Raw genomic sequence first — 20,177 nt, forward strand, 5'->3', positions numbered from 1 at the left:
GACCCGGGCATGGGCGTCATCCGCCACGTCGACGCCGGCTACGACCTCGCCGCCGACGTCGCCGACGAACGCCAGGTCCGCATCCCGATGCGCGAGGGTGAGTGACGGTCAGATGACGAAGGCGTACGAGGAGGAGATCGGCGACGCCGCGGACGGCTACCGCCGGATGTGGAACGAGCTCCTTCCGGTCGGTCGTTTCCAGAAGTCCGGCGGCTACCGCCGGCACGCCTGGACCAGCGCCGACGCGGAGTGCCGCGCGTGGTTCGAGGAGCAGGCCGGCAAGCGCGGCCTGACCTACGAGGTGGACCGCAACGGCAACCAGTGGGCCTGGTACGGGGATCCTGAGGGAGAGGGGGCCATCGTCACCGGCTCCCACCTGGACTCCGTTCCGGACGGCGGCGCGTACGACGGGCCGTTGGGCGTGGTCTCCTCGTTCGCCGCGCTCGACGCGCTGCTGGCGCGCGGCGTCCGGCCGACCAAGCCCATCGCGCTGACCAACTTCGTCGACGAGGAGGGCGCCCGGTTCGGCGTCGCCTGTGTCGGATCCCGGCTGACCGCAGGTGTGCTGACGCAGGATCAGGCATTCAGGCTGCGCGACGCCGAAGGCGTCTGGTTGCCGGACGCCATGGCCGCGGCCGGGCAGGACCCGGCCGCGATCGGCAAGGACGAGGCGCGGCTGGCGCGCGTCGGCGCGTACGTCGAGCTCCACGTCGAGCAGGGCCGGCACCTGGCGGAGACGCCGCACCCGGTCGGCGTCGCCTCGGCGATCTGGCCGCACGGCCGCTGGCGGTTCGACTTCCACGGCGAGGCCAACCACGCCGGGACCACGCGCCTCGAGGACCGGCGCGACCCGATGCTCACCTACGCCAACACCGTTCTGGCGGCCCGGAAGAAGGCTCGGCTGGCGGGTGCGCTGGCCACCTTCGGCAAGGTCAGCGTCGAGCCCAACGGCACCAACGCGATCGCCTCGCTGGTGCGCGCCTGGCTGGACTCGCGCGCCGCCGACGAGGCGACGCTGACCGCGCTGGTGGACGAGATCGGCGCGGCCGCCCGTGAGCGCGCCGAGCGCGACGGGGTGCGCGCGGAGGTCGTGCGCGAGTCATACACGCCGGTCGTGGACTTCGACGCGCCGCTGCGGGACCAGCTGGTCTCCGTCCTCGGTCCCGACACGCCGGTGCTGCCGACCGGCGCGGGGCACGACGCGGGAATCCTCTCCGCGGCCGTCCCGACTGCGATGCTGTTCGTACGGAACCCCACCGGCGTCTCGCACTCGCCCGCGGAAACGGCGGACGAGGCCGACTGCCTGGCCGGCGTCGCCGCGCTGGCCAAGGTCCTGGAGGCTATGTCATGCAGTTGAGTGAGGGTGCAGCGACCGTCTTCTGGGCCCCGCACGCCTGGCTGCGGCGCGAGGGCGCGTCGATGCCCGCCGTCGAGAAGGCGGTCCGCATCGACGTCGACGCCACCGGCCGGATCAGCGCGATCACCGCGGACAGCGGGCCCGCGCCCGCCGGCGCGACCGTCCTCACCGGCCTCGCCCTGCCCGGCCACGCCAACGCCCACTCGCACGCCTTCCACCGCGCGCTGCGCGGTGCGGTCCAGGTCGGCAGCGGCACCTTCTGGACCTGGCGCGACACCATGTACCGGGCGGCCGACGCGCTCGACCCGGACAACTACCTCGCGCTGGCGACAGCGGTCTACGCCGAGATGGCGCTGGCGGGCATCACCGCGGTCGGCGAGTTCCACTACGTCCACCACCAGCCGGGCGGCGCCCCCTACGCCGACCCGAACGCGATGGGCGAGGCGCTGATCGAGGCTGCGGCGCGGGCCGGGATCCGGATCACCTTGCTCGACGCCTGCTACCTCTCCAGCGGCTTCGGCGAGCCGCCGAACCGGCACCAGGAGCGGTTCAGCGACGGCACGGCGGAGGCCTGGGCCAACCGCGTCTCGCTGCTCAAGGAGCGCGACCACGCCAAGATCGGTGCCGCGATCCACTCGGTGCGCGCCGTGCCCGCAGCGGAGTTGGGCACGGTCGCCGCCTGGGCGAAGGAGCGGCGCGCGCCGTTGCACGTGCACCTCTCGGAGCAGGTCGCCGAGAACGAGGCCTGCCTGGCGCGGTTCGGCATGACGCCGACCCAGCTGCTGGCCCGCCACGGCGTCCTCGGCCCGCGGACCTCCGCGGTCCACGCGACCCACCTGACGGCGGACGACCAGCGGCTGCTGACGGACTCCTCCACGGTCGTCTGCATGTGCCCGACCACCGAACGCGATCTGGCCGACGGCATCGGCCCGGCACGGCAGTTGGCCAACGGCGGCTGCCCGGTCTCGCTCGGCTCCGACAGCCATGCGGTGATCGACCTCTTCGAGGAGGCGCGCGCGCTGGAGCTGAACGAGCGTCTGGCGACGCAGCAGCGCGGCCACTGGACGGCGGCAGCGCTGCTGCGCGCCGCGACGGAGGACGGCCACGCGTCGTTGGGCTGGACGGACGCGGGCCGCCTGGAGCGCGGGGCGCTGGCGGACTTCTGCACGGTGGCGCTGGACACGCCACGCACGGCGGGCCAGCCGCCGGAGCTGGGCGTGGAGACGGCGGTCTTCGCGGCGGGCCCGTCCGAGGTGCGGGACGTGGTCGTCGGCGGGCGCGTCGTGGTGCGCGGTGGTGTCCACACCACGGTTCCGGAGACGGGCCGCGCGTTGAACGACGCGATCGCTGCACTTCGCTAGGGGCGCGGGGAACTGCGCGGGCAACCACTCTGTGCGGATGGCCCTGATCGTTCGGTGTTCTACCTGCGTGGGTGGCTTTTCGCGCAGTTCCCCGCGCCCCTGGATAGTGCAACGACCTGCGGGAGCACACCGGCTGCTCTCCGGCCACGCGGCGGAGCCGCACATCAGCAGAGCCCCGCGCCCCTGGATAGTGCAACTTCCCGCCGCCTCAAGCTTTTGCCTCGACTAGGAGCGAGAACGTGACCACCCTGATCACCAACATCGGCAGCCTGCTCACCAACGATCCCGAGCTCGGCACGCTCACCGACGCCGCGGTGGTCGTCCACGACGGTCAGGTCGCGTGGGTCGGCGCCGCCGACTCCGCGCCGGACGCGGACGACCGGGTGGACGCCGAGGGGCGGGCCGTCATTCCCGGGTTCGTGGACTCGCACTCGCACCTCGTCTTCGGGGGTGACCGTACCGCCGAGTTCAACGCGCGGATGTCGGGGCAGGCGTACACCGCGGGTGGTATCCGGACGACCGTGGCCGCCACGCGTGCCGCCTCGGACGAGGCGCTCGACGCCAACCTGCGGCGGTTCGTCAAGGAGATGCAGCGGCAGGGCACCACCACCGTCGAGGTGAAGTCCGGCTACGGGCTGACCGTCGAGGACGAGGCGCGTGCGCTGCGGATCGCCGGTGCGCATACCGCCGAGACCACCTACCTGGGCGCGCACGTCGTCGCGCCCGAGTTCGCCGACGACCCGGCCGGATACGTGGACCTGGTGACCGGGCCGATGTTGGACGCCTGTGCGCCGCACGCCCGTTGGGTGGACGTGTTCTGTGAGCGCGGGGCGTTCGACGGCGACCAGGCGCGGGCGGTCCTGACTGCCGGAGCAGCCCGCGGGCTGCTCCCGCGTGTGCACGCGAACCAGCTGACCGAGGGGCCCGGCGTGCAGCTCGCCGTCGAGCTCGGCGCGGCCAGCGCCGACCACTGCACCCACCTGTCCGACGCGGACGTCAAGGCGCTGGCCGACGCCCGGGACACCACCGTGGCCACGCTGCTGCCGGGTGCGGAGTTCTCGACGCGCGCCGTCTACCCGGACGCGCGCCGTTTGATCGACGCGGGCGCGACCGTCGCGCTGTCGACCGACTGCAACCCCGGGTCGAGCTTCACCAGCTCCATGCCGTTCTGCATCGCCGTCGCGGTCCGCGACATGGGGATGACGCCGGACGAGGCCGTGGTCGCGGCGACCCTCGGCGGCGCCCGCGCGCTGCGGCGGACCGACATCGGGCACCTGGCGCCCGGTGCCCGTGCCGACCTGGTGCTGCTGGACGCTCCGTCGCACGTCCACCTCGCCTACCGTCCCGGTGTCCCGCTGGTCAGCGCGGTCTGGCAGGGGGGCGTGCGCGTGCTCTGACGCGCCCTTCGCTTCCGCTCGCGCACCTCGGCCTTCCCAGACGTTCACACCGTTCCCTGAGAAGGTCGCTGCACGAGGCTTCCCCCTGATGTGTGCCTGCCGTACCGTCGGCAAATCTGACGACTAGTCAGTAAGGTGCACGGTCCGGAGGAGGGCGAGCGTGAGCGGCAGCAGGAGGATCACCCGGGGGGCGGCGGCAGCGGGTCTGTTCGCCTTCGGCATGGCAGCGGCGGTGGCCACACCGGCACACGCCTCGACGGTCCCGGTCAACTACGTGTGTCAGTCGCCCATCGGGACCAAGTCGGCGACCTCGCAGGTCGACGTCGAGGCGACCGCGAGCGGGTCGAACTACAACGTCACGGTCACCTTCACCAACGGCGTGTCGTCCAGCCCGGTGGCGCTGGGCGCGGGTTCGATGGTGCCGAGCGTCACCGTGGACGTCGGCGGGGCCGACTCGGGCAGCTTTGTCGCGAAGGGCAGCGGCAACGCGCAGACGATCCCCGCCAACACCCCGATCAAGCTGGGCAGCATGACCGGGACCTACACCCCGCACCACAACGGCTCGGTGACGCTGACCCCGGGCAAGCTGGTCATCGCGGCCCTCGGCACCACCACGAACTGCACCGCCTCGGGAACGCCGGTCGCGCTGACGCTCAACGTGTCCAACGCGTCCGGCGGTTCCGGTTCCGGGGGCAGCAGCGGGGGCGGGTCCAGTTCGGGCTCCAGCTCCGGCGGCTCCGGGAGCTTGGGGAGCTCCGGCGGTTCGGGCGGATCGAGCTCCACCGGCGGGTCGAGCAGCGCCGGCGGCACCGGCAGCACCCTCCCGCAGACCGGTCCGGCGGACGACGCCGTGGCGTTCGGCCTGTTCGGCGGCACCGTTCTGCTCGTCGGCGTCTCCGGCGCGCTCTGGCTCACCCGGCGCAACCGTCCCGCGCGCCCCGGCGCCCGCATATGAGTGCCCAACCCAAGTTCTCCATCTGACGGTTCGTGAGTTCCAAGGGGTCCGGGGCCGACCACCCCGGGCTCCCGCAAGGGAGGCTGACCGATGCCGCAATCCCCGCTCGCCGTGCTGCCGCCATCGCGGCGGACCTTCAACGCGTCAGCCTTTGCCGCCCCTGTGGTGGTCCTGCTCACCGCAGTGGTGGCGTTCGGCGCGCTGCTGTTCGGCGGTGCGGGGGCGGCGTCGGCCGCAGACACCAGCAGTAACGAAGGTTGGGCCGTCTTCCCCACCCCGCCGCCCGGCGTGACCACGCCGGGCCCGGGGGACCGGCAGTACTTCTACCTCGAATCCGCGCCCGGCCGGACGCTGAGCGACCACGTCTCCGTGGCGAACCTCGGCACCCGGCCCATGACGTTCCAGCTCCATGGCGAGGGCCAGGGCATGACCGGCGTCGGCGCGTGGCTGATTCTGAGCGCCACCCGGCTGACCGTGCCGCCCAGGACCCGGGCCGACATCCCCTTCACCCTCTCGCTCCCCGTCAATGCCGAGCCCGGTGACCACCCGGGCGCGATCGTGGCGGTGGCAGCCACGCGTGGCACCACCGCCCAGCACGCCGTCGCAGCGCGCATCTACCTGCACGTGACCGGCGTCTCCGTGCCCGCGCTCGCCGTCACGTCCGTCACCGTCCAGCGCTCGGCACCGGCCTTTGCCGACTTCGGGGCCGACACGGCGGTGCTCCACTACACCCTCACCAACCAAGGGAACGTGACGCTCCACCCGCGCGTCGAGATCACCGAGTCCGGCTGGTTCGGTTCTGTCTATCAGGGCCCACTGACAGACACCGGTCTGGAACTGCTGCCGGGCCAGTCGGTGCAACTCACCCGGGCGTTGCCCGGTCCGCCGCTGGTCGACGACGTCTCGGTCGCGGTCAAGGCGACGGACGGCGCCACCGGCGCCTCCGCGAACGGCAACGGCGGCTATCTGGTGCTGCCCTTGCCGCAGGCGATGCTCCTGGTGCTGCTGCTCCTGGGCGGCGGGTCCTGGCTCTGGGTGCGCGCCAAGCGGCGACGGATCCACCGAGGCCCGGGCGACGCCTGGCGTCGCGTCCGCGAGGCGAGCCGGAAGCCGACGGGGGTGGCCGCATGACGCATCGTCATCTGCGCAGGACGGGACGGTTCGCCACCCTGCTGTGCGTGCTGCTGCTGGCGGCCGGTGGGGCGCTCGGCGGGGCGGTCGGACTGCCGGTCGCCGCCGCCCACGCAGACGGAAGCAGCGGCAGCAACCCGACGGCCACCGCCGTGCCCGCAGCGGCCAAGCCGGGTGTGACCATCACCGTCTCCGGCTCCGGCTGGCCCGCGTCCGCACTGCTCACCGTGCTGCTCTGCGGACAGGACGCCATCGCGGGCACCGACGACTGCGCCAATGCCACCGGACGTGCCGTCACCACCGGTGCCGACGGGCAGTTCAGCCAGCAGCTCGCGGTCGCGACGCCGCCCAAGCCCTGCCCCTGTGTGATCCACGTCAGCGCCGTCATGGGCAACCAGCAGAGCGTCAACACGCCGTTCGACGTGATGGGCGCGCCGACCGCGCCGATCCCGCAGAACGCGGCCGGGGCCGGACAACTCGTGATGCTGAGCGCCTCGTTGAGCGGCGGCAACGGACCGCTCAACTGGTTCGGTGCGCCGCCCGACCGCACCCTGCGGATAGTCGTCGCGGACATGGGCGGCAGCCCGATCACCAACCCCGAGTTCCAACTCGGCACCTGGCACTCGGTGCTGGCACCCGACTGGAGCGCCGCGCCCTGGCAGGGGACGCTGGAACCAGGCAAACAGCAGGAGATCGACCTGCCGGTGCAGTTCGACTCCGGTGCGAGTGGCGAGTACTTCGTCGGCCTGAGTTACCAGGGCCGCACCCTGACCACCCAGCACGAGGACCTGCCCGTGGCGTGGGGCGTGGACGTCTTCTGGGTGCTGCTCTTCGTCGTGGTCGCGGTCGGTCTCTTCCGGCTCGGCCTTGCCGTGCTCGACAGGGTCCGGCCCGATGTCACCCAGCGCGCACGGGACCGGCGACGCTCCCACCTCGGCCGCCGCCGCGCGGGCGACCCACGCCGCGCCGCGCCGTCGGCGGACGTGAGCCCGTTCGTGATGCCTCCCGCGCCGCCCCACGTGCCAGTGCAGGCGCCGGTAGCGGTCGCGGCCGTCCAGCCGGGCGAGTTCGTCAATCCGGACGCGGAGACCGCCGTACTGCCGCCGACGCCTGCGGCTCCGACGGCTCCGACGGCTCCGACACTGGTGCCGCTGCCGCCCAGCTACGCCCCGACCGTGCCGCCCACCGCATCGCCGCAGCGAGAGCCCACCCTGCCCTGGTTCGCGCCGGGGACGGTGGCCACCTCCGCACCCAAGCCCGCACCACCCCAGGCCCGCACCCCTGGTCCGACCACCCCGAGCGGAAAGGACCACTGACACGTGAAGAGGATCCGGCTGGCCGGGGGCCTGATCATGGCCCTGGTCGGCGCTTCGCTGATCGCGGGCGCGCCCAGCGCCTCCGCGGCCGACGACAGTTTCGCCACCACCTGCAACCCACCCATCGGCGGCGCGGTGCACGGCACCACGGTCGTCGCCGTCTCCAGCTCCAACGCCAGCCCGAGTGTGGGCGACACGGTCACCATCACCTGGCACTTCGTCCAAGCCGCCTCGCAGAACCCCGGCTATGTCGACCTGGCCGCCAACTCCGTGCTGCCGACGGGCGATCTGACCGTCGGCGGCGCCCAGAGCAGCACGCTGGCGATGACCGGGACGCGGACCAACCCGCCGATCCCGAAGAACTCGCCGATGGTGCTCTCCGACATGACGGCGACGATCAAGCTCACCACAGCCGGGAGCGTGACCTTCACGCCGAAGGACTACAACGTCAACGTCATGTCGACGAACACCTCCTGCACGCCCGACTCCACGCCCAGCCCCGGCCTGACCCTTCAGGTGGGCTCCGGCGGCGGCACGAGCGGGGGAACGACGGGCGGCACCACGGGCGGCACGTCGGGCGGGAGCACCGGAGGCACGACCGGCGGCACGACGGGAGGCACGACGGGAGGCAGCACCGGCACGACCTCCGGCGGCACAACCTCCGGCGGTTCAACGACCGGCGGCAGCACGGGAGGCAGCACCGGCAGCTCGGCCGGAGGTACGACGACCGGCGGCACCGGAGGTGGCGGGAGCTCGTTCCCTGGCACCCCGGTGACCGTCGACTACGCCTGCACCACGCCGATCGGCAACGTCAGCGCCAAGCCCCAGATCACCATCAGCGCGGTGAAGTCCGGCAGCTCCTACAAGCTCACCGAGTCCTTCGCCTCCGGTGTCTCCTCCTCGCCGGTCGCGCTTCCGGCCGGCTCGATGACGCCCAGCACCACCGTCGACGTCGCGGGCGCGGACAGTGGCACGCTGACCCTGACCGGCCCCGCCAACTCCGCGTCCATCCCGGCCAACACCCCGATCAAGCCGAGTGACATGAGCGGTAGTTACGCTCCCGGGCACACCGGCCAGGTCACGTTCACCACGGGCGTGCTGACCATCAAGGCGCTGGGCACGACCACCACCTGCACCCCGAGTCCCAAGCCGTCGCCCTCGCTCACCCTCCAGGTCACCGCGGCCGGATCGAGCGGCATCACCGGCGGCAGCGGTTCCGGGGGGTCGAGCGGCTCCGGCGGGTCCAGCGGGTCCGCCACGACCGGCGGCAGCAGCGGCTCCGGCGGCAGCTCAAGCACCAGCGGCGGTCTGGCCGAGACCGGTGGCAGTAACGCCCCGTACCAGGCGCTCGGCCTGGTCGGCGGCACGATCCTGCTGCTCGGCGCGGCGGTCTTCGTGCTCACGCCGTGGCGTCGCCTGCGCAAGCAGCGCTGAGTGGTCCGGTCCGTACCGGCAACGCGGAAGGGTGGGCCCCCGACGGGGACCCACCCTTCCGACGTCAGTGCGTCAGTGCGTCAGCGCATCAGTGCACGTCGCCCATGAGGCCCCGGACCTTGCGGCGGTACAGGAACATCGCGACACCGGCGAGCGCGGCAGCCGCGCCCTGGATGGCGAAGGACGTGTCGCTGAGGAACGCGTTGCCGAGCAGCTGCTGCAGCACGGCGGCGACGCAGTCGCCCGCGGTGACCGCGAGGAACCAGATGCCCATCATCTGGCTGGCGTACTTCTTCGGCGCCAGCTTGGTGGTGACGGACAGGCCGACCGGGGAGAGCGTGAGCTCACCGACCGTCTGGACCAGGTAGACCATGGCCAGCCAGAGCGGGGTGACCAGGTGACCACCGGAGGCGGCGGCCTGCGCGATCATCATGACCACGAAGGAGGCGCCGATCAGCACCGAACCGATGCCGAACTTCACGGCCGTGCTCGGGTTCTTGCCACGGCGGTTCAGCCACACCCACAGCCAGGCGAAGACCGGGGCCAGCGCCATGATGTAGAGCGGGTTCAGCGACTGGAACCAGGTGCTCGGGAAGTCGAAGCCGAACAGCTTGCTCGCCGTGTTGTTGGTGGCGAAGAGGTTCAGCGTCGAGCCGGACTGGTCGTAGATCATCCAGAAGACCGCGGCGGCCACGAAGAACCAGATGTAGCCGGAGAGCTTGTTGCGCTCGTCGCCGGTCAGGTCCTTGTCCCGCCTGATGCGGGTGAAGACGATCACCGGGATGACCAGGCCGACCAGGGTCAGCGCCCAGATGAACCAGTTCACCGTCAGGTGGCCGCTGATGGCGACGGCGCCGAAGAAGGCGACGGCCAGGACCATCCAGAACGACGCCTTGCGCAGCAGCGAGTTGCGCTCGGCACGCGGCATGGGCGACGCGACGACCTTGCTCTGCTCGCTGAGGTGGCGACCGCCGACGATGTAGTTGATCAGGCCCAGGGCCATGCCGACACCGGCCAGGGCGAAGCCCAGGTGCCAGTTCACGTTCTGCCCCACGGTGCCGATCACCAGCGGCGCGGCGAAGGCGCCCAGGTTGATGCCCATGTAGAAGATCGTGAAGCCGCCGTCCCGGCGCGGGTCGTTCTTGTCCGGGTAGAGGTGGCCGACCATCGTCGAGATGTTGGCCTTGAGCAGGCCGGAACCGACGGCGATGAAGCCCAGGCCGATGAAGAAGGAGAACTCGGCGGGCACGGCCAGCAGGAAGTGGCCGATCATGATGATCGCGCCACCGATCATGACGGTCTTGCGAGCGCCCCAGAACCGGTCGGAGATCCAACCGCCGGGCAGGGCCAGCAGGTAGACCATGGCGTTGTAGATCGAGTAGATCGCCATGCCTGTCGCGGCGCCCAAGCCCAGGCCGCCCTTGGAATGGGGGGCGACCAGGTAGAGCACCAGCAACGCGCGCATGCCGTAGAAGCTGAAGCGCTCCCACATCTCGGTCATGAACAGCGTCGACAGGCCACGGGGGTGTCCGAAGAAGGTCTTCCGGCTGGGGGTCTCCCGAGCAACGGACAGGGCCTCTACGGCGACCTCGGCAGGTATCGGCGGCATTGCGTGGTTCCTTGCCATCTGTACAACAGGGATTCGGACCACTGTAGGTCAGCGTTTGACGGCCTTTGACAGCGATCACGCTGATTGATCGCTATGCCCGATTCCGGATTTCGGTCACGGCGTCTGCAAATCCATTGGTTTTTATCCCATTCACCTGGGATTCATCGAGTCCGACCCGCTTCTGGTTGCGGAATCAGCGATTCCGGGGCGAGGCGTGTTCGGTTCCCTGATGTGACGTGGTTCTCAGCACCCACCGCCGGGCTCCTCGGCATGGTAGGGCTGCGGCCCCCTCAACGTCTCCTCTGTGCACGTACGTTGGGGTCGTTGTCGCAGTTCAGCGCACTTCGCCCAGGTAGTGGCGGATCTTGTGGCGGTTGAGCAGGACCGCGATGCCCGCCAGCACCGCCAGTGCCACCTCCGCCGCCACGTAGCCGCGGCTGTTCAGGTCCGCGCCCGCCGTGGTGGCCAGGGAGGTGGTGCAGTCCCCGGCGGTCACCGCCAGGAACCAGACGCCCATCATCTGGCTGCCGTACTTCTCCGGGGCCAGCTTGGTGGTGACCGAGAGCCCGACGGGGGAGAGACAGAGCTCGCCGACCGTCTGGATCAGGTAGACCACGCAGAGCCAGAGCGGCGTCACCTTGTTCCCGCCGCTCGCCGCGGCCAGTGCCCCCAGGAAGACGGCGAAGGACCCCCCGACCAGGAACAGGCCGAAGGAGAACTTGGTCGCCGTCTCCGGTTCCCGGTTCCGTGCCGCCAGCCACTGCCACATCCAGGCGAAGACGGGGGCCAGCGCCATGATGTAGAGGGGGTTGAGCGACTGGAACCAGCTGGACGGGAAGTGGACCCCGAGCAGGCTGTTGGCCGTGTTGTCGGCGGCGAAGATGTTGAGCGTCGAGCCGCCCTGGTCGTAGATCATCCAGAAGACGGCCGCCGCCACGAAGAACCAGATGTAGCCGGTCATCTTGGAGTTCTCCGCGGGGGAGAGGTCCCGGTCGTGCTTGATCCGCCAGAGCATCCAGGCCGGGAAGACCAGGCCGATGACGGTGAGCGGGATGGTGACCCAGTTGATCGTGTAGTGGCCGGTGCCGCCGAGCACCGCGTAGAAGACGACGGCCAGGACCAGCCAGAACAGCCCCTTGCGCAGCACGCTCCGCTTCGCCTCGGTGCTGAGCGGGGTGGGCACCACGGAGCTGTTCGGGCTGAGGGTGCCCATGCCGATCAGGTAGATGACCAGGCCGATGCCCATCCCGATGCCGGCCAGGGCGAAGCCCAGGTGCCAGTTGACCCGCTGCCCGACGGTGCCGATCACCAGCGGCGCGGCGAAGGCGCCCAGGTTGATGCCCATGTAGAAGATCGTGAAGCCGCCGTCCCGGCGCGGGTCCTCCGGGCCGCTGTAGAGCTGTCCGACCATCGTCGAGATGTTGGCCTTGAGCAGGCCCGAGCCGACCGCGATGAAGACCAGCCCGCCGAAGAACGACGCGGTGGCGGGCAGCGCCAGCAGGAAGTGCCCGATCATGATCACGCCGCCGGCCACGGCCACCGTCTTCTTCGGCCCCCAGAGTCGGTCGGCGACCCAGCCTCCGGGCAGCGTCAGCAGGTAGACCATCGAGACGTAGACGCTGTAGATCGCGGTCGCGGTGCTCTTGGAGAAGCCCAGGCCGCCGTCGCTGTGCGGGGCGACCAGGTAGAGCACCAGCAGCGCGCGCATGCCGTAGTAGCTGAACCGCTCCCACATCTCGGTGGTGAAGAGCGTCGCCAGCCCCCAGGGCTGGCCGAAGAAGCTCCGGTGTGCGTGCCGGTCCGTCGGTGGCGCCAGGTCCTGAACCATGCGCTGCGTCGCCTCTCCCCAGGAGCCGGTGGCGTGTGGCCGTTGGCCCGGTGGCATTCATCCGGCATTGATCACTTTTGGATCGCTTTTGTCGACGGTAGGCCAGCGACCCCGGACCGGCCCTGAAATGCGGCGTACGGTCCTCCGTTCGATGGAAGCGGGACGGGGCCGCTCGGCGGACTACGATCGAGCCATGACGCGTGTACTGCTCGCCGAGGACGACATCGCCATCTCCGAGCCGCTCGCCCGCGCCCTGCGTCGCGAGGGCTACGAGGTGATCGTCCGTGAGGACGGCCCCTCGGCGCTGGAGACCGCGGGCACCGGCGGCGCGGTCGACCTGCTCGTGCTCGACCTCGGCCTGCCCGGCATGGACGGTCTCGAGGTCGCCCGTCGGCTCCGCGCCGACGGCCATGCCTTCCCGGTCCTGGTGCTGACCGCCCGCGCCGACGAGGTGGACACAGTCGTCGGCCTGGACGCCGGTGCGGACGACTACGTCACCAAGCCGTTCCGCCTCGCCGAACTCCTGGCCCGAGTACGGGCGTTGCTGCGCCGTGGCACCGCCGACATGAGCACCGGCGCGCACGGCGTCAAGATCGACGTCGACTCGCACCGCGCCTGGCTGGGCGAGGAGGAGATGCAGCTCTCCGCAAAGGAGTTCGAGCTGCTCCGCGTCCTGGTCCGGGACGCGGGCCGGGTCGTGACGCGTGAGCAGATCATGCGCGAGGTCTGGGACACCACCTGGTGGACCTCGACCAAGACGCTCGACATGCACATCTCCTGGCTGCGCAAGAAGCTGGGCGACGACGCGGCCAGCCCCCGCTACATCACCACCGTGCGCGGCGTCGGCTTCCGCTTCGAAAAGGGCTAGGCGGGACCCCGTACGTGAAGCGCAGGTTGCTCAACTCCATCCTCGCCGTGGTGCTCGTGACGGTGGCCCTGTTCAGCGTGCCGCTGGCGCTGGTCGAGAAGCGCAGTATCGAGGGCTCGGCGCAGGACGCGGTGCGCACCGAGGCGCTGCACATGGTCGGCGTGGTGGAGAACCGGTACGTCGCCAAGGAGCCGATCGACGCGGCTTCGCTCACGGGCCTCAACGACCAGGGCTCGGGCCGCTACGCCGTGGTTCAGCTCGTCGACGGCCGCACCATCACGCTGGGCAGGCCCCCGGCCGGCGACGACCCGGTCACGGCGACGGAGAAGGGCCCGCACGGCGAGTCCGTGGTGGTGCAGGAGGCACGCGGCCCGGTCGACACGTCGATCCTGCGGATGCTGCTGCTCCTGGTCGGTGTCGCGGTGCTGACCATCGCCGCGGCGATGGCGTTGGCGCTGTGGCAGTCCAGGCGGATCACCCGCCCGCTGCTCGACCTGGCGGAGACGGCGGAACGCCTCGGCTCCGGAGACCCGCGCCCCCGGCAGCGGCGCTACGGCCTGCCCGAGCTCGACCGCGTCGGCGAGGTCCTCGACCGCAGCGCGGACCGGATCGGCCGGATGCTGACGGCGGAGCGCCGCCTCGCCGCTGACGCCTCCCACCAGCTGCGCACGCCGCTGACCGCGCTCTCGATGCGGCTGGAGGAGATCATCGAGACGGACGACCTCGACACGGTCAAGGAGGAGGCCGCGATCGCCCTGGTCCAGGTCGAGCGGCTGACGGACGTCGTGCAGCGGCTGCTCACCAACAGCCGGGAGTCGCGCAACACGTCGGCGGTCGCCTTCGACGTGGACGAGGTCATCAAGCAACAGGCCGAGGAGTGGCGCCCGGCGCTGCGCCGCTACGGCCGCAAGCTGTACCTGGAGGGCCCGCCCGGCCTCTGGGCCGTCGGCACGCCGGGCGCGGTCGCCCAGGTGATCGCGGCGTTGATCGAGAACACGCTGATGCACGGCGACGGCTCGGTCACCCTGCGCACGCGTGTGCGCGACACGAAGGTCGTCATCGAGTGCCAGGACGAGGGCGCGGGCGTCCCCGACGAGCTGGGCGCACGCGTCTTCGAACGCGCGGTCAGCGGCCACAACTCCACCGGCATCGGCTTGGCGGTCGCCCGCGACCTCGCCGAGGCCGACGGCGGACGTCTGGAGCTGCTCTCGCAGCGACCGCCGGTCTTCGCCCTCTTCCTGGCCCGGCACGAAGAAGAGGCCTAGGCGACACCCAGGGGCGCGGGGAACTGCGCGACAAGCCACCCACAACAGATGGTCCTCAACGGTCAGGGCCATCCGCACAGGGGGGTTTCTCGCGCAGTTCCCCGCGCCCCTCGTCGTGCAACTACCTGCGGGAGCGAAGTGCTCGCCTCTTGGCGCGGAGCGTTCAGCGGCTGCGGTAGACGGGCTGGCGCTTGACCTGCTCCGCGGCGAGGATCTGCTCGGCGGCCTCGACCGCCTCCTCCGCCTGCTGGACGGTCTTGAAGACGAACGTGCGGTAGGCCCAGAACCGGAACACCGTGGCCACGCCGATGCCCACGATGCTGCAGATCATGTTCTCCAGCTTGGTGTGGAAGCCGAAGCCGTAGACCAGCGCGTAGAGGACGACGTTCTGGACCACCAGGCCGACGCCGCTGAAGATCAGGAAGAGGGTGATCTCGCGGGACCGCGTCTTGTTGTCCGCGTCCCGGTAGACCCAGTACCGGTAGCCCACGTAGTTGGTCGCGATGGCGATCAGCGTCGCGACCACGTTCGCGCGGACGGTCTGCATGAAGTCCAGCAGGATCGAGAAGGCGATCAGCTGGATGACGACGCCCGATATCCCGACGATGCCGAACTTCGCCGCTTCGCCGGCCACGCGGCGCAGCGCGCTGGACGTACGTCCGCCACTGACAGGGGATGCGGTCATGTCTCGGGGTCCGTCTCTACTCGGCGCCCTCGGATTACGGCGCGGCTACCGCACACGACGATAGTCCGGTCTCCGGTGTGACAAATACTTCTCCTGTTAAATCCTCACGGAACTCTGCCTTGACCGCACCTCCTGGGGCGGGTTCAGCCCGGCCCGGACGAGGGTCGTGAGCAGCCACAACCCTGGGGGACAAGCCCACGGGCCTGGCCCGATATCCTTGGCCATGTGACTTTTCCCGTGGTGGGCATGATCGGTGGCGGGCAGCTGGCCCGGATGGCACACGACGCGGCGATCCCGCTGGGCGTGCGCTTCAGGTTGTTGGCGGACACCCCGCAGGACTCCGCGGCGCTCGTCGTGGGTGACGTCGTCCTCGGTGACTACCGGGACCTGGACACGCTGCGTCGCTTCGCCGAGGGCTGCGACGTGATCACGTTCGACCACGAGCACGTGCCGACCGAGCACCTGCGCACCCTCCAGGCCGAGGGCTTCGCGGTCCGGCCGGGCCCGGACGCGCTGGTGTACGCGCAGGACAAGGGCCTGATGCGGGCCAAGCTGGACGGCCTCGGCGTCCCCTGCCCCCGGCACCGCCTCGTCGGCGACCCAGCGGACGTGACCGCCTTCGCGAACGAGGGTGAGGGTTATCCGGTCGTCCTGAAGACCACCCGTGGGGGGTACGACGGCAAGGGCGTCTGGGTTGTCGCCGACGAGACCGAGGCCGCCGAGCCGTTCCGTGCGGGCGTGCCCGTGCTCGCAGAGGAGAAGGTCGACTTCGTCCGCGAGCTCGCCGCCGACGTGGTCCGTTCGCCGCACGGGCAGGCCGTGGCGTACCCGGTCGTCGAGTCCGTGCAGAAGAACGGCATCTGCCACGAGGTCGTCGCGCCCGCCCCGAACCTCTCTGCGGACCTGGCCGCCGAGGCCCAGGCGCTCGCGCTGCGGATCGCGGGTGAGCTGGACATCACCGGCCACCTCGCCGTCGAGCTCTTCGAGACGCGCGACGGTCGCGTCCTCGTCAACGAGCTGGCCATGCGTCCGCACAACTCCGGCCACTGGTCCATCGACGGCGCGGTCACCTCGCAGTTCGAGAACCACGTCCGCGCCGTGCTCGACCTGCCGCTCGGCGACCCGCGTCCGCGTCAGCCGTGGACCGTCATGGTCAACGTGCTCGGCGGCGACTACCCGGACATGTACAGCGCGTACCTGCACTGCATGGCGCGCGACCCCGGGCTCCGCATCCACATGTACGGCAAGGATGTGAAGCCCGGCCGTAAGGTGGGCCACGTCACAGTCTTCGGCGACGACCTGGACGACGTCCGGGAGCGTGCCCGGCACGCCGCCGCCTACCTTCGAGGGGACATCACGGAATGACCGAGCAGATGACCGAGCAGCCGGTTGTCGGCATTGTGATGGGTTCGGACTCCGACTGGCCGGTCATGGAGGCCGCCGCCCAGGCACTGGAGGAGTTCGAGATCCGCTACGAGGTGGACGTCGTCTCCGCGCACCGGATGCCGCGCGAGATGGTCGCCTACGGCGAGGCCGCCGCCGGTCGCGGGCTGAAGGCGATCATCGCGGGCGCGGGCGGCGCGGCACATCTGCCGGGCATGCTCGCCTCCGTCACCACGCTGCCGGTCATCGGTGTCCCGGTGCCGCTGAAGTACCTGGACGGCATGGACTCGCTGCTCTCCATCGTGCAGATGCCCGCGGGCGTCCCGGTGGCCACCGTCTCCGTCGGCGGCGCGCGCAACGCGGGCCTGCTCGCGGTGCGGATGCTGGCCGCGTTCGACCCGGACCTGGCCCGGCGGATGGCCGAGTTCCAGCAGGAGCTCAACGAGCAGGCCACCGAGAAGGGCCGCAAGCTGCGGGCCAAGGTCGCCGGCGCCGCCAGCTTCGGCTTCGGGGGCTGACCACCGTGGCGGACGCGGAACTGCTGCAGCAGGCACGGGAACTGCTCGCCGAGTACCCGGTGGTCGACGGTCACAACGACCTGCCGTGGAAGCTGCGCGAGCAGGTCCACTACGACCTGACGCAGCGTGACATCGCCACCGACCAGCGTGCGCACCTGCACACCGACCTCGCCCGGCTGCGGGCGGGCGGCGTGGGCGCGCAGTTCTGGTCGGTCTACGTCCGCAGCGACTACGCGGGCGACAAGGCGGTCAGTGCGACGCTGGAGCAGATCGACTGCGTCCGCGCGCTGGTCGCCCGCTATCCGGACGAGCTGGAACTGGCCTTCTCCGCGGACGACATGGAGCAGGCTCGGGCGCACGGCCGACTTGCCTCGCTGATGGGCGCGGAGGGCGGCCACTCGATCGACGAGTCGCTGGCGACGCTGCGCGCGCTGTACCAGCTGGGCGTGCGGTACATGACGCTCACCCACAACGACAACCTCTCGTGGGCGGACTCGGCCACCGACGAGCCGAAGGCCGGCGGCCTGACCCGCTTCGGCGAGGAGGTCGTCCGGGAGATGAACCGCCTCGGCATGCTGGTCGACCTCTCGCACGTCTCCGCCGACACGATGCGCGCCGCCCTGCGGGTGACCCGGGCGCCGGTGCTCTTCTCGCACTCCTCGTCGCGCGCTGTCTGCGACCACGTGCGGAACATCCCGGACGACGTGCTGGCCCAACTGCCGGGCAACGGCGGTGTGGCGATGGCGACGTTCGTGCCCAAGTTCGTCCTCCCGGCGGCGGTGGCCTGGACGAAGGCGGCCGACGCGAACATGGTCGCGCACGGCTTCCACCACCTCGACCTGTCCCCGGCGGGGCTTGCGGTCCAGGCCGCGTTCGAGGCGGCGAACCCGCGCCCGGTGGCCACGGAGGCGACGGTGGCCGACCACCTGGACCACATGCGCGAGGTCGCGGGCGTGGACCACATCGGCCTCGGCGGCGACTACGACGGCACGGCCTTCACGCCCAAGGGCCTGGAGGACGTGTCGGGTTACCCGAACCTGATCGCAGAGCTGATGCGACGCGGGTGGTCGCGCGACGACCTCGCCAAGCTGACGTGGAAGAACGCGGTCCGCGTCCTCCGCGACGCGGAGCGCGTCGCCCACGAGCTGCGGGACGTCGCACCTTCGATCTCGACGATCGGTCAACTCGACGGTCAGTAGTCGCACTGTCAGGGGCGCGGGGAACTGCGCGAGACACCACTGATGAGCGGATGGCCCTGTTCGTCGGGGCTCTACCTGCGCGGGTGGCCTTTCGCGCAGCTCCCCGCGCCCCTGGACGTTTGCAACGACCTCGTGCGCTCTCTGGCATATGCGTCTGGTCTGATCTGAGCAGGCGACAGGTAAGAGTTAACATGCAACCTGACCAACGCTGGTGACAGGGGAAACGCATGCCTAACGACGTCGACGTCCTCTTCGTGGGTGGCCCCGTGCTCACCATGGACTCCGCGCGGACGCGAGCCAGCGCTGTCGCCGTACGTGGTGAGCGGATCCTCGCGGTGGGGCAGGACGACCTGCGTGAACTCGCCGGGCCCGGGACCGAGATCGTGGACCTGCGCGGACGCGCCCTGTTGCCCGGGTTCCAGGACGCGCATATCCACGCCGTGTACGGGGGCGTCGAGATGGGGGAGTGCGACCTCTCCGGCGCGACCGATCTCGGTGAGTACACCCGCCGCATCGCCGCGTACGCCACCGCGTTTCCGGAGCGGCCGTGGATCACCGGCGCGGGCTGGGCGATGGAGGCCTTCGAGGGCGGACTGCCGAGCCGCGCGCAGCTCGACGCGGTCGTGCCGGACCGGCCGGTCTTCCTGCTGAACCGCGACCACCACGGCGCCTGGGCCAACACCCGTGCCCTGGAGCTCGCCCGGCTGACCGCGGAGACGCCCGACCCCGCCGACGGCCGGATCGAGCGCGAGGCGGACGGCACGCCCGCCGGCATGCTGCAGGAGGGCGCGACCGCCCTGGTCGCCCGGGTCATTCCCAAGGCGAGCGTCGAGGACCGGGTCAAGGGTCTGCTGCGTGCGCAGGCGTACCTGCACTCGCTCGGGATCACCGCCTGGCAGGACGCCATCCTCGGCGTCTTCAACGGCCAGCCGGACGTCTCCGACGCGTACCTCGCCGCCGCCAACGACGGGCAGTTGACCGCGCGGGTCAACGGCGCGCTGTGGTGGGACCGGGAGCGCGGCGCGGACCAGATCCCCGAGCTGGTCGCACGACGCGACAAGCTGACGGCCGGGCGGTTCCGGGCGGGCTCGGTCAAGGTGATGCAGGACGGGATCGCGGAGAACTTCACCGCCGCGATGACCGTCCCGTACAAGGACGCCTGCGGCTGCACCACCGACAACTCCGGCCTGAGTTTTGTGGATCCGGTCGCGCTGCGGTCGTACGTCACCGAGCTGGACGCGCTCGGGTTCCAGGTGCACTTCCACGCGCTGGGCGACCGTGCCGTGCGCGAGGCGCTGGACGCGGTCGAGGCCGCGCTGCACGCCAACGGACGCGGCAACAACCGGCACCACCTGGCGCATCTGCAGGTGGTCCACCCCGACGACGTCCCGCGCTTCGCGAAGCTGGGCGCGATCGCCAACCTGCAGCCGCTCTGGGCCGCGCACGAGCCGCAGCTGGACGCGCTCTGCATCCCGTTCCTGGGCGGGGAGTCGGCCGACTGGCAGTACCCGTTCGGCGATCTGGTGCGCGCGGGCGCGACGTTGGCGGCGGGCAGCGACTGGCCGGTGAGCACGCCCAACCCGTGGGAGGGCATCCACGTCGCGGTCAACCGGGTCAACCACGGCGACGACCGGGAGGTCTTCCTCCCCGAGCAGCGGATCGACCTCACCACCATGCTGGCCGCGTACACGGCTGGCAGCGCCCACGTGAACCACCTCGACGAGACCGGTGTGATCCGTCCGGGCGCTTTGGCCGACCTGGTCGTGGTCGACCGCGACCCGTACGCGGGCCCCGCCGACGAGATCGGTGCGACGACGGTCGAGCAGACCTTCGTCGGCGGCGAGCGGGTCTTCCGCCGGAGCTGACAATAC

16 protein-coding genes are annotated in these 20,177 nt (G+C 70.9%); 13 read left to right on the forward strand and 3 right to left on the reverse strand.

Annotated features, from left to right (window positions below):
• Positions 1–112 precede the first annotated feature (112 nt).
• From ABH928_RS31535 to ABH928_RS31565, 7 genes are all read left to right on the forward strand, one after another.
• The gene (locus ABH928_RS31535; protein ID WP_370072079.1) at positions 113–1,357 is read left to right on the forward strand and encodes an allantoate amidohydrolase; all 1,245 of its coding nucleotides are present in this window, start codon (positions 113–115) and stop codon (positions 1,355–1,357) included.
• A complete protein-coding gene (locus ABH928_RS31540) occupies positions 1,348–2,718 on the forward strand; it encodes a formimidoylglutamate deiminase (RefSeq protein ID WP_370072080.1) in 1,371 nt (456 codons plus the stop codon). The genes ABH928_RS31535 and ABH928_RS31540 overlap by 10 nt, the downstream gene beginning before the upstream one ends.
• A 239-nt stretch (positions 2,719–2,957) precedes the next feature.
• Entirely contained in the window at positions 2,958–4,115 is a 1,158-nt protein-coding gene (gene hutI, locus ABH928_RS31545) for an imidazolonepropionase (protein ID WP_370072081.1), read from the forward strand.
• Positions 4,116–4,275: 160 nt separating this feature from the next.
• Positions 4,276–5,070 carry an LPXTG cell wall anchor domain-containing protein gene (locus ABH928_RS31550; protein ID WP_370072082.1) on the forward strand — a complete coding sequence of 265 codons (795 nt, stop codon included), beginning with the start codon at positions 4,276–4,278 and terminating at the stop codon, positions 5,068–5,070.
• A gap of 90 nt (positions 5,071–5,160) precedes the next feature.
• Complete coding sequence (locus tag ABH928_RS31555; protein WP_370072084.1) at positions 5,161–6,201, forward strand: hypothetical protein; 1,041 nt, start codon at positions 5,161–5,163, stop codon at positions 6,199–6,201.
• Positions 6,198–7,517 (forward strand): neocarzinostatin apoprotein domain-containing protein, encoded by a 1,320-nt coding sequence (locus ABH928_RS31560; protein WP_370072085.1) that lies wholly within the window; start codon positions 6,198–6,200, stop codon positions 7,515–7,517. The genes ABH928_RS31555 and ABH928_RS31560 overlap by 4 nt, the downstream gene beginning before the upstream one ends.
• Before the next feature lie 3 nt (positions 7,518–7,520).
• Positions 7,521–8,951: a hypothetical protein gene (locus ABH928_RS31565; RefSeq protein ID WP_370072086.1), complete on the forward strand. Its 1,431-nt coding sequence runs from the start codon at positions 7,521–7,523 to the stop codon at positions 8,949–8,951.
• 88 nt (positions 8,952–9,039) lie between these two features.
• On the opposite strand, the gene ABH928_RS31570 is transcribed toward ABH928_RS31565, so the two are convergent.
• Positions 9,040–10,560, reverse strand: coding sequence for a peptide MFS transporter (locus ABH928_RS31570; RefSeq protein WP_370072087.1), 1,521 nt, complete (start codon positions 10,558–10,560; stop codon positions 9,040–9,042).
• 334 nt (positions 10,561–10,894) lie between these two features.
• Positions 10,895–12,388: a peptide MFS transporter gene (locus tag ABH928_RS31575; RefSeq protein ID WP_370072088.1), complete on the reverse strand. Its 1,494-nt coding sequence runs from the start codon at positions 12,386–12,388 to the stop codon at positions 10,895–10,897.
• 193 nt (positions 12,389–12,581) lie between these two features.
• On the opposite strand from ABH928_RS31575, the gene ABH928_RS31580 reads away from it, so the two are divergent.
• Together ABH928_RS31580 and ABH928_RS31585 are read left to right on the forward strand one after the other, a co-directional pair.
• Positions 12,582–13,256 (forward strand): response regulator transcription factor, encoded by a 675-nt coding sequence (locus ABH928_RS31580; RefSeq protein ID WP_196198261.1) that lies wholly within the window; start codon positions 12,582–12,584, stop codon positions 13,254–13,256.
• Between the two features lie 14 nt (positions 13,257–13,270).
• A complete protein-coding gene (locus tag ABH928_RS31585) occupies positions 13,271–14,521 on the forward strand; it encodes an ATP-binding protein (RefSeq protein WP_370072089.1) in 1,251 nt (416 codons plus the stop codon).
• 163 nt (positions 14,522–14,684) lie between these two features.
• On the opposite strand, the gene ABH928_RS31590 is transcribed toward ABH928_RS31585, so the two are convergent.
• Positions 14,685–15,206, reverse strand: a complete 522-nt coding sequence (locus tag ABH928_RS31590; protein WP_370072090.1) for a GtrA family protein — start codon at positions 15,204–15,206, stop codon at positions 14,685–14,687.
• Positions 15,207–15,431: 225 nt separating this feature from the next.
• On the opposite strand from ABH928_RS31590, the gene ABH928_RS31595 reads away from it, so the two are divergent.
• The 4 genes from ABH928_RS31595 to ABH928_RS31610 all read left to right on the forward strand — a co-directional run bounded on the left by ABH928_RS31595 (position 15,432) and on the right by ABH928_RS31610 (position 20,171).
• Complete coding sequence (locus tag ABH928_RS31595; RefSeq protein WP_370072091.1) at positions 15,432–16,571, forward strand: 5-(carboxyamino)imidazole ribonucleotide synthase; 1,140 nt, start codon at positions 15,432–15,434, stop codon at positions 16,569–16,571.
• The gene (gene purE / locus ABH928_RS31600; protein WP_370072092.1) at positions 16,568–17,107 is read left to right on the forward strand and encodes a 5-(carboxyamino)imidazole ribonucleotide mutase; all 540 of its coding nucleotides are present in this window, start codon (positions 16,568–16,570) and stop codon (positions 17,105–17,107) included. The genes ABH928_RS31595 and purE overlap by 4 nt, the downstream gene beginning before the upstream one ends.
• Before the next feature lie 5 nt (positions 17,108–17,112).
• The gene (locus ABH928_RS31605) at positions 17,113–18,306 is read left to right on the forward strand and encodes a dipeptidase (RefSeq protein ID WP_370072094.1); all 1,194 of its coding nucleotides are present in this window, start codon (positions 17,113–17,115) and stop codon (positions 18,304–18,306) included.
• 227 nt (positions 18,307–18,533) lie between these two features.
• The gene (locus tag ABH928_RS31610; protein ID WP_370072095.1) at positions 18,534–20,171 is read left to right on the forward strand and encodes an amidohydrolase; all 1,638 of its coding nucleotides are present in this window, start codon (positions 18,534–18,536) and stop codon (positions 20,169–20,171) included.
• Positions 20,172–20,177: the final 6 nt, after the last annotated feature.

This window comes from Streptacidiphilus sp. MAP5-3, from assembly GCF_041262505.1.
In the GTDB taxonomy this organism is placed as follows: Bacteria; Actinomycetota; Actinomycetes; order Streptomycetales; family Streptomycetaceae; genus Streptacidiphilus.

Bases quoted from the DNA above. Each gene is read 5' to 3' on its own strand.
- ABH928_RS31580 (WP_196198261.1), top strand. From the start codon at position 12,582: ATGACGCGTGTACTGCTCGCCGAGGACGACATCGCCATCTCCGAGCCG.
- ABH928_RS31540 (WP_370072080.1), top strand. From the start codon at position 1,348: ATGCAGTTGAGTGAGGGTGCAGCGACCGTCTTCTGGGCCCCGCACGCC.
- ABH928_RS31570 (WP_370072087.1), bottom strand. From the start codon at position 10,560: ATGCCGCCGATACCTGCCGAGGTCGCCGTAGAGGCCCTGTCCGTTGCT.
- ABH928_RS31560 (WP_370072085.1), top strand. From the start codon at position 6,198: ATGACGCATCGTCATCTGCGCAGGACGGGACGGTTCGCCACCCTGCTG.
- ABH928_RS31555 (WP_370072084.1), top strand. From the start codon at position 5,161: ATGCCGCAATCCCCGCTCGCCGTGCTGCCGCCATCGCGGCGGACCTTC.
- purE (WP_370072092.1), top strand. From the start codon at position 16,568: ATGACCGAGCAGATGACCGAGCAGCCGGTTGTCGGCATTGTGATGGGT.
- ABH928_RS31575 (WP_370072088.1), bottom strand. From the start codon at position 12,388: ATGGTTCAGGACCTGGCGCCACCGACGGACCGGCACGCACACCGGAGC.
- ABH928_RS31610 (WP_370072095.1), top strand. From the start codon at position 18,534: ATGCCTAACGACGTCGACGTCCTCTTCGTGGGTGGCCCCGTGCTCACC.
- ABH928_RS31535 (WP_370072079.1), top strand. From the start codon at position 113: ATGACGAAGGCGTACGAGGAGGAGATCGGCGACGCCGCGGACGGCTAC.
- ABH928_RS31590 (WP_370072090.1), bottom strand. From the start codon at position 15,206: ATGACCGCATCCCCTGTCAGTGGCGGACGTACGTCCAGCGCGCTGCGC.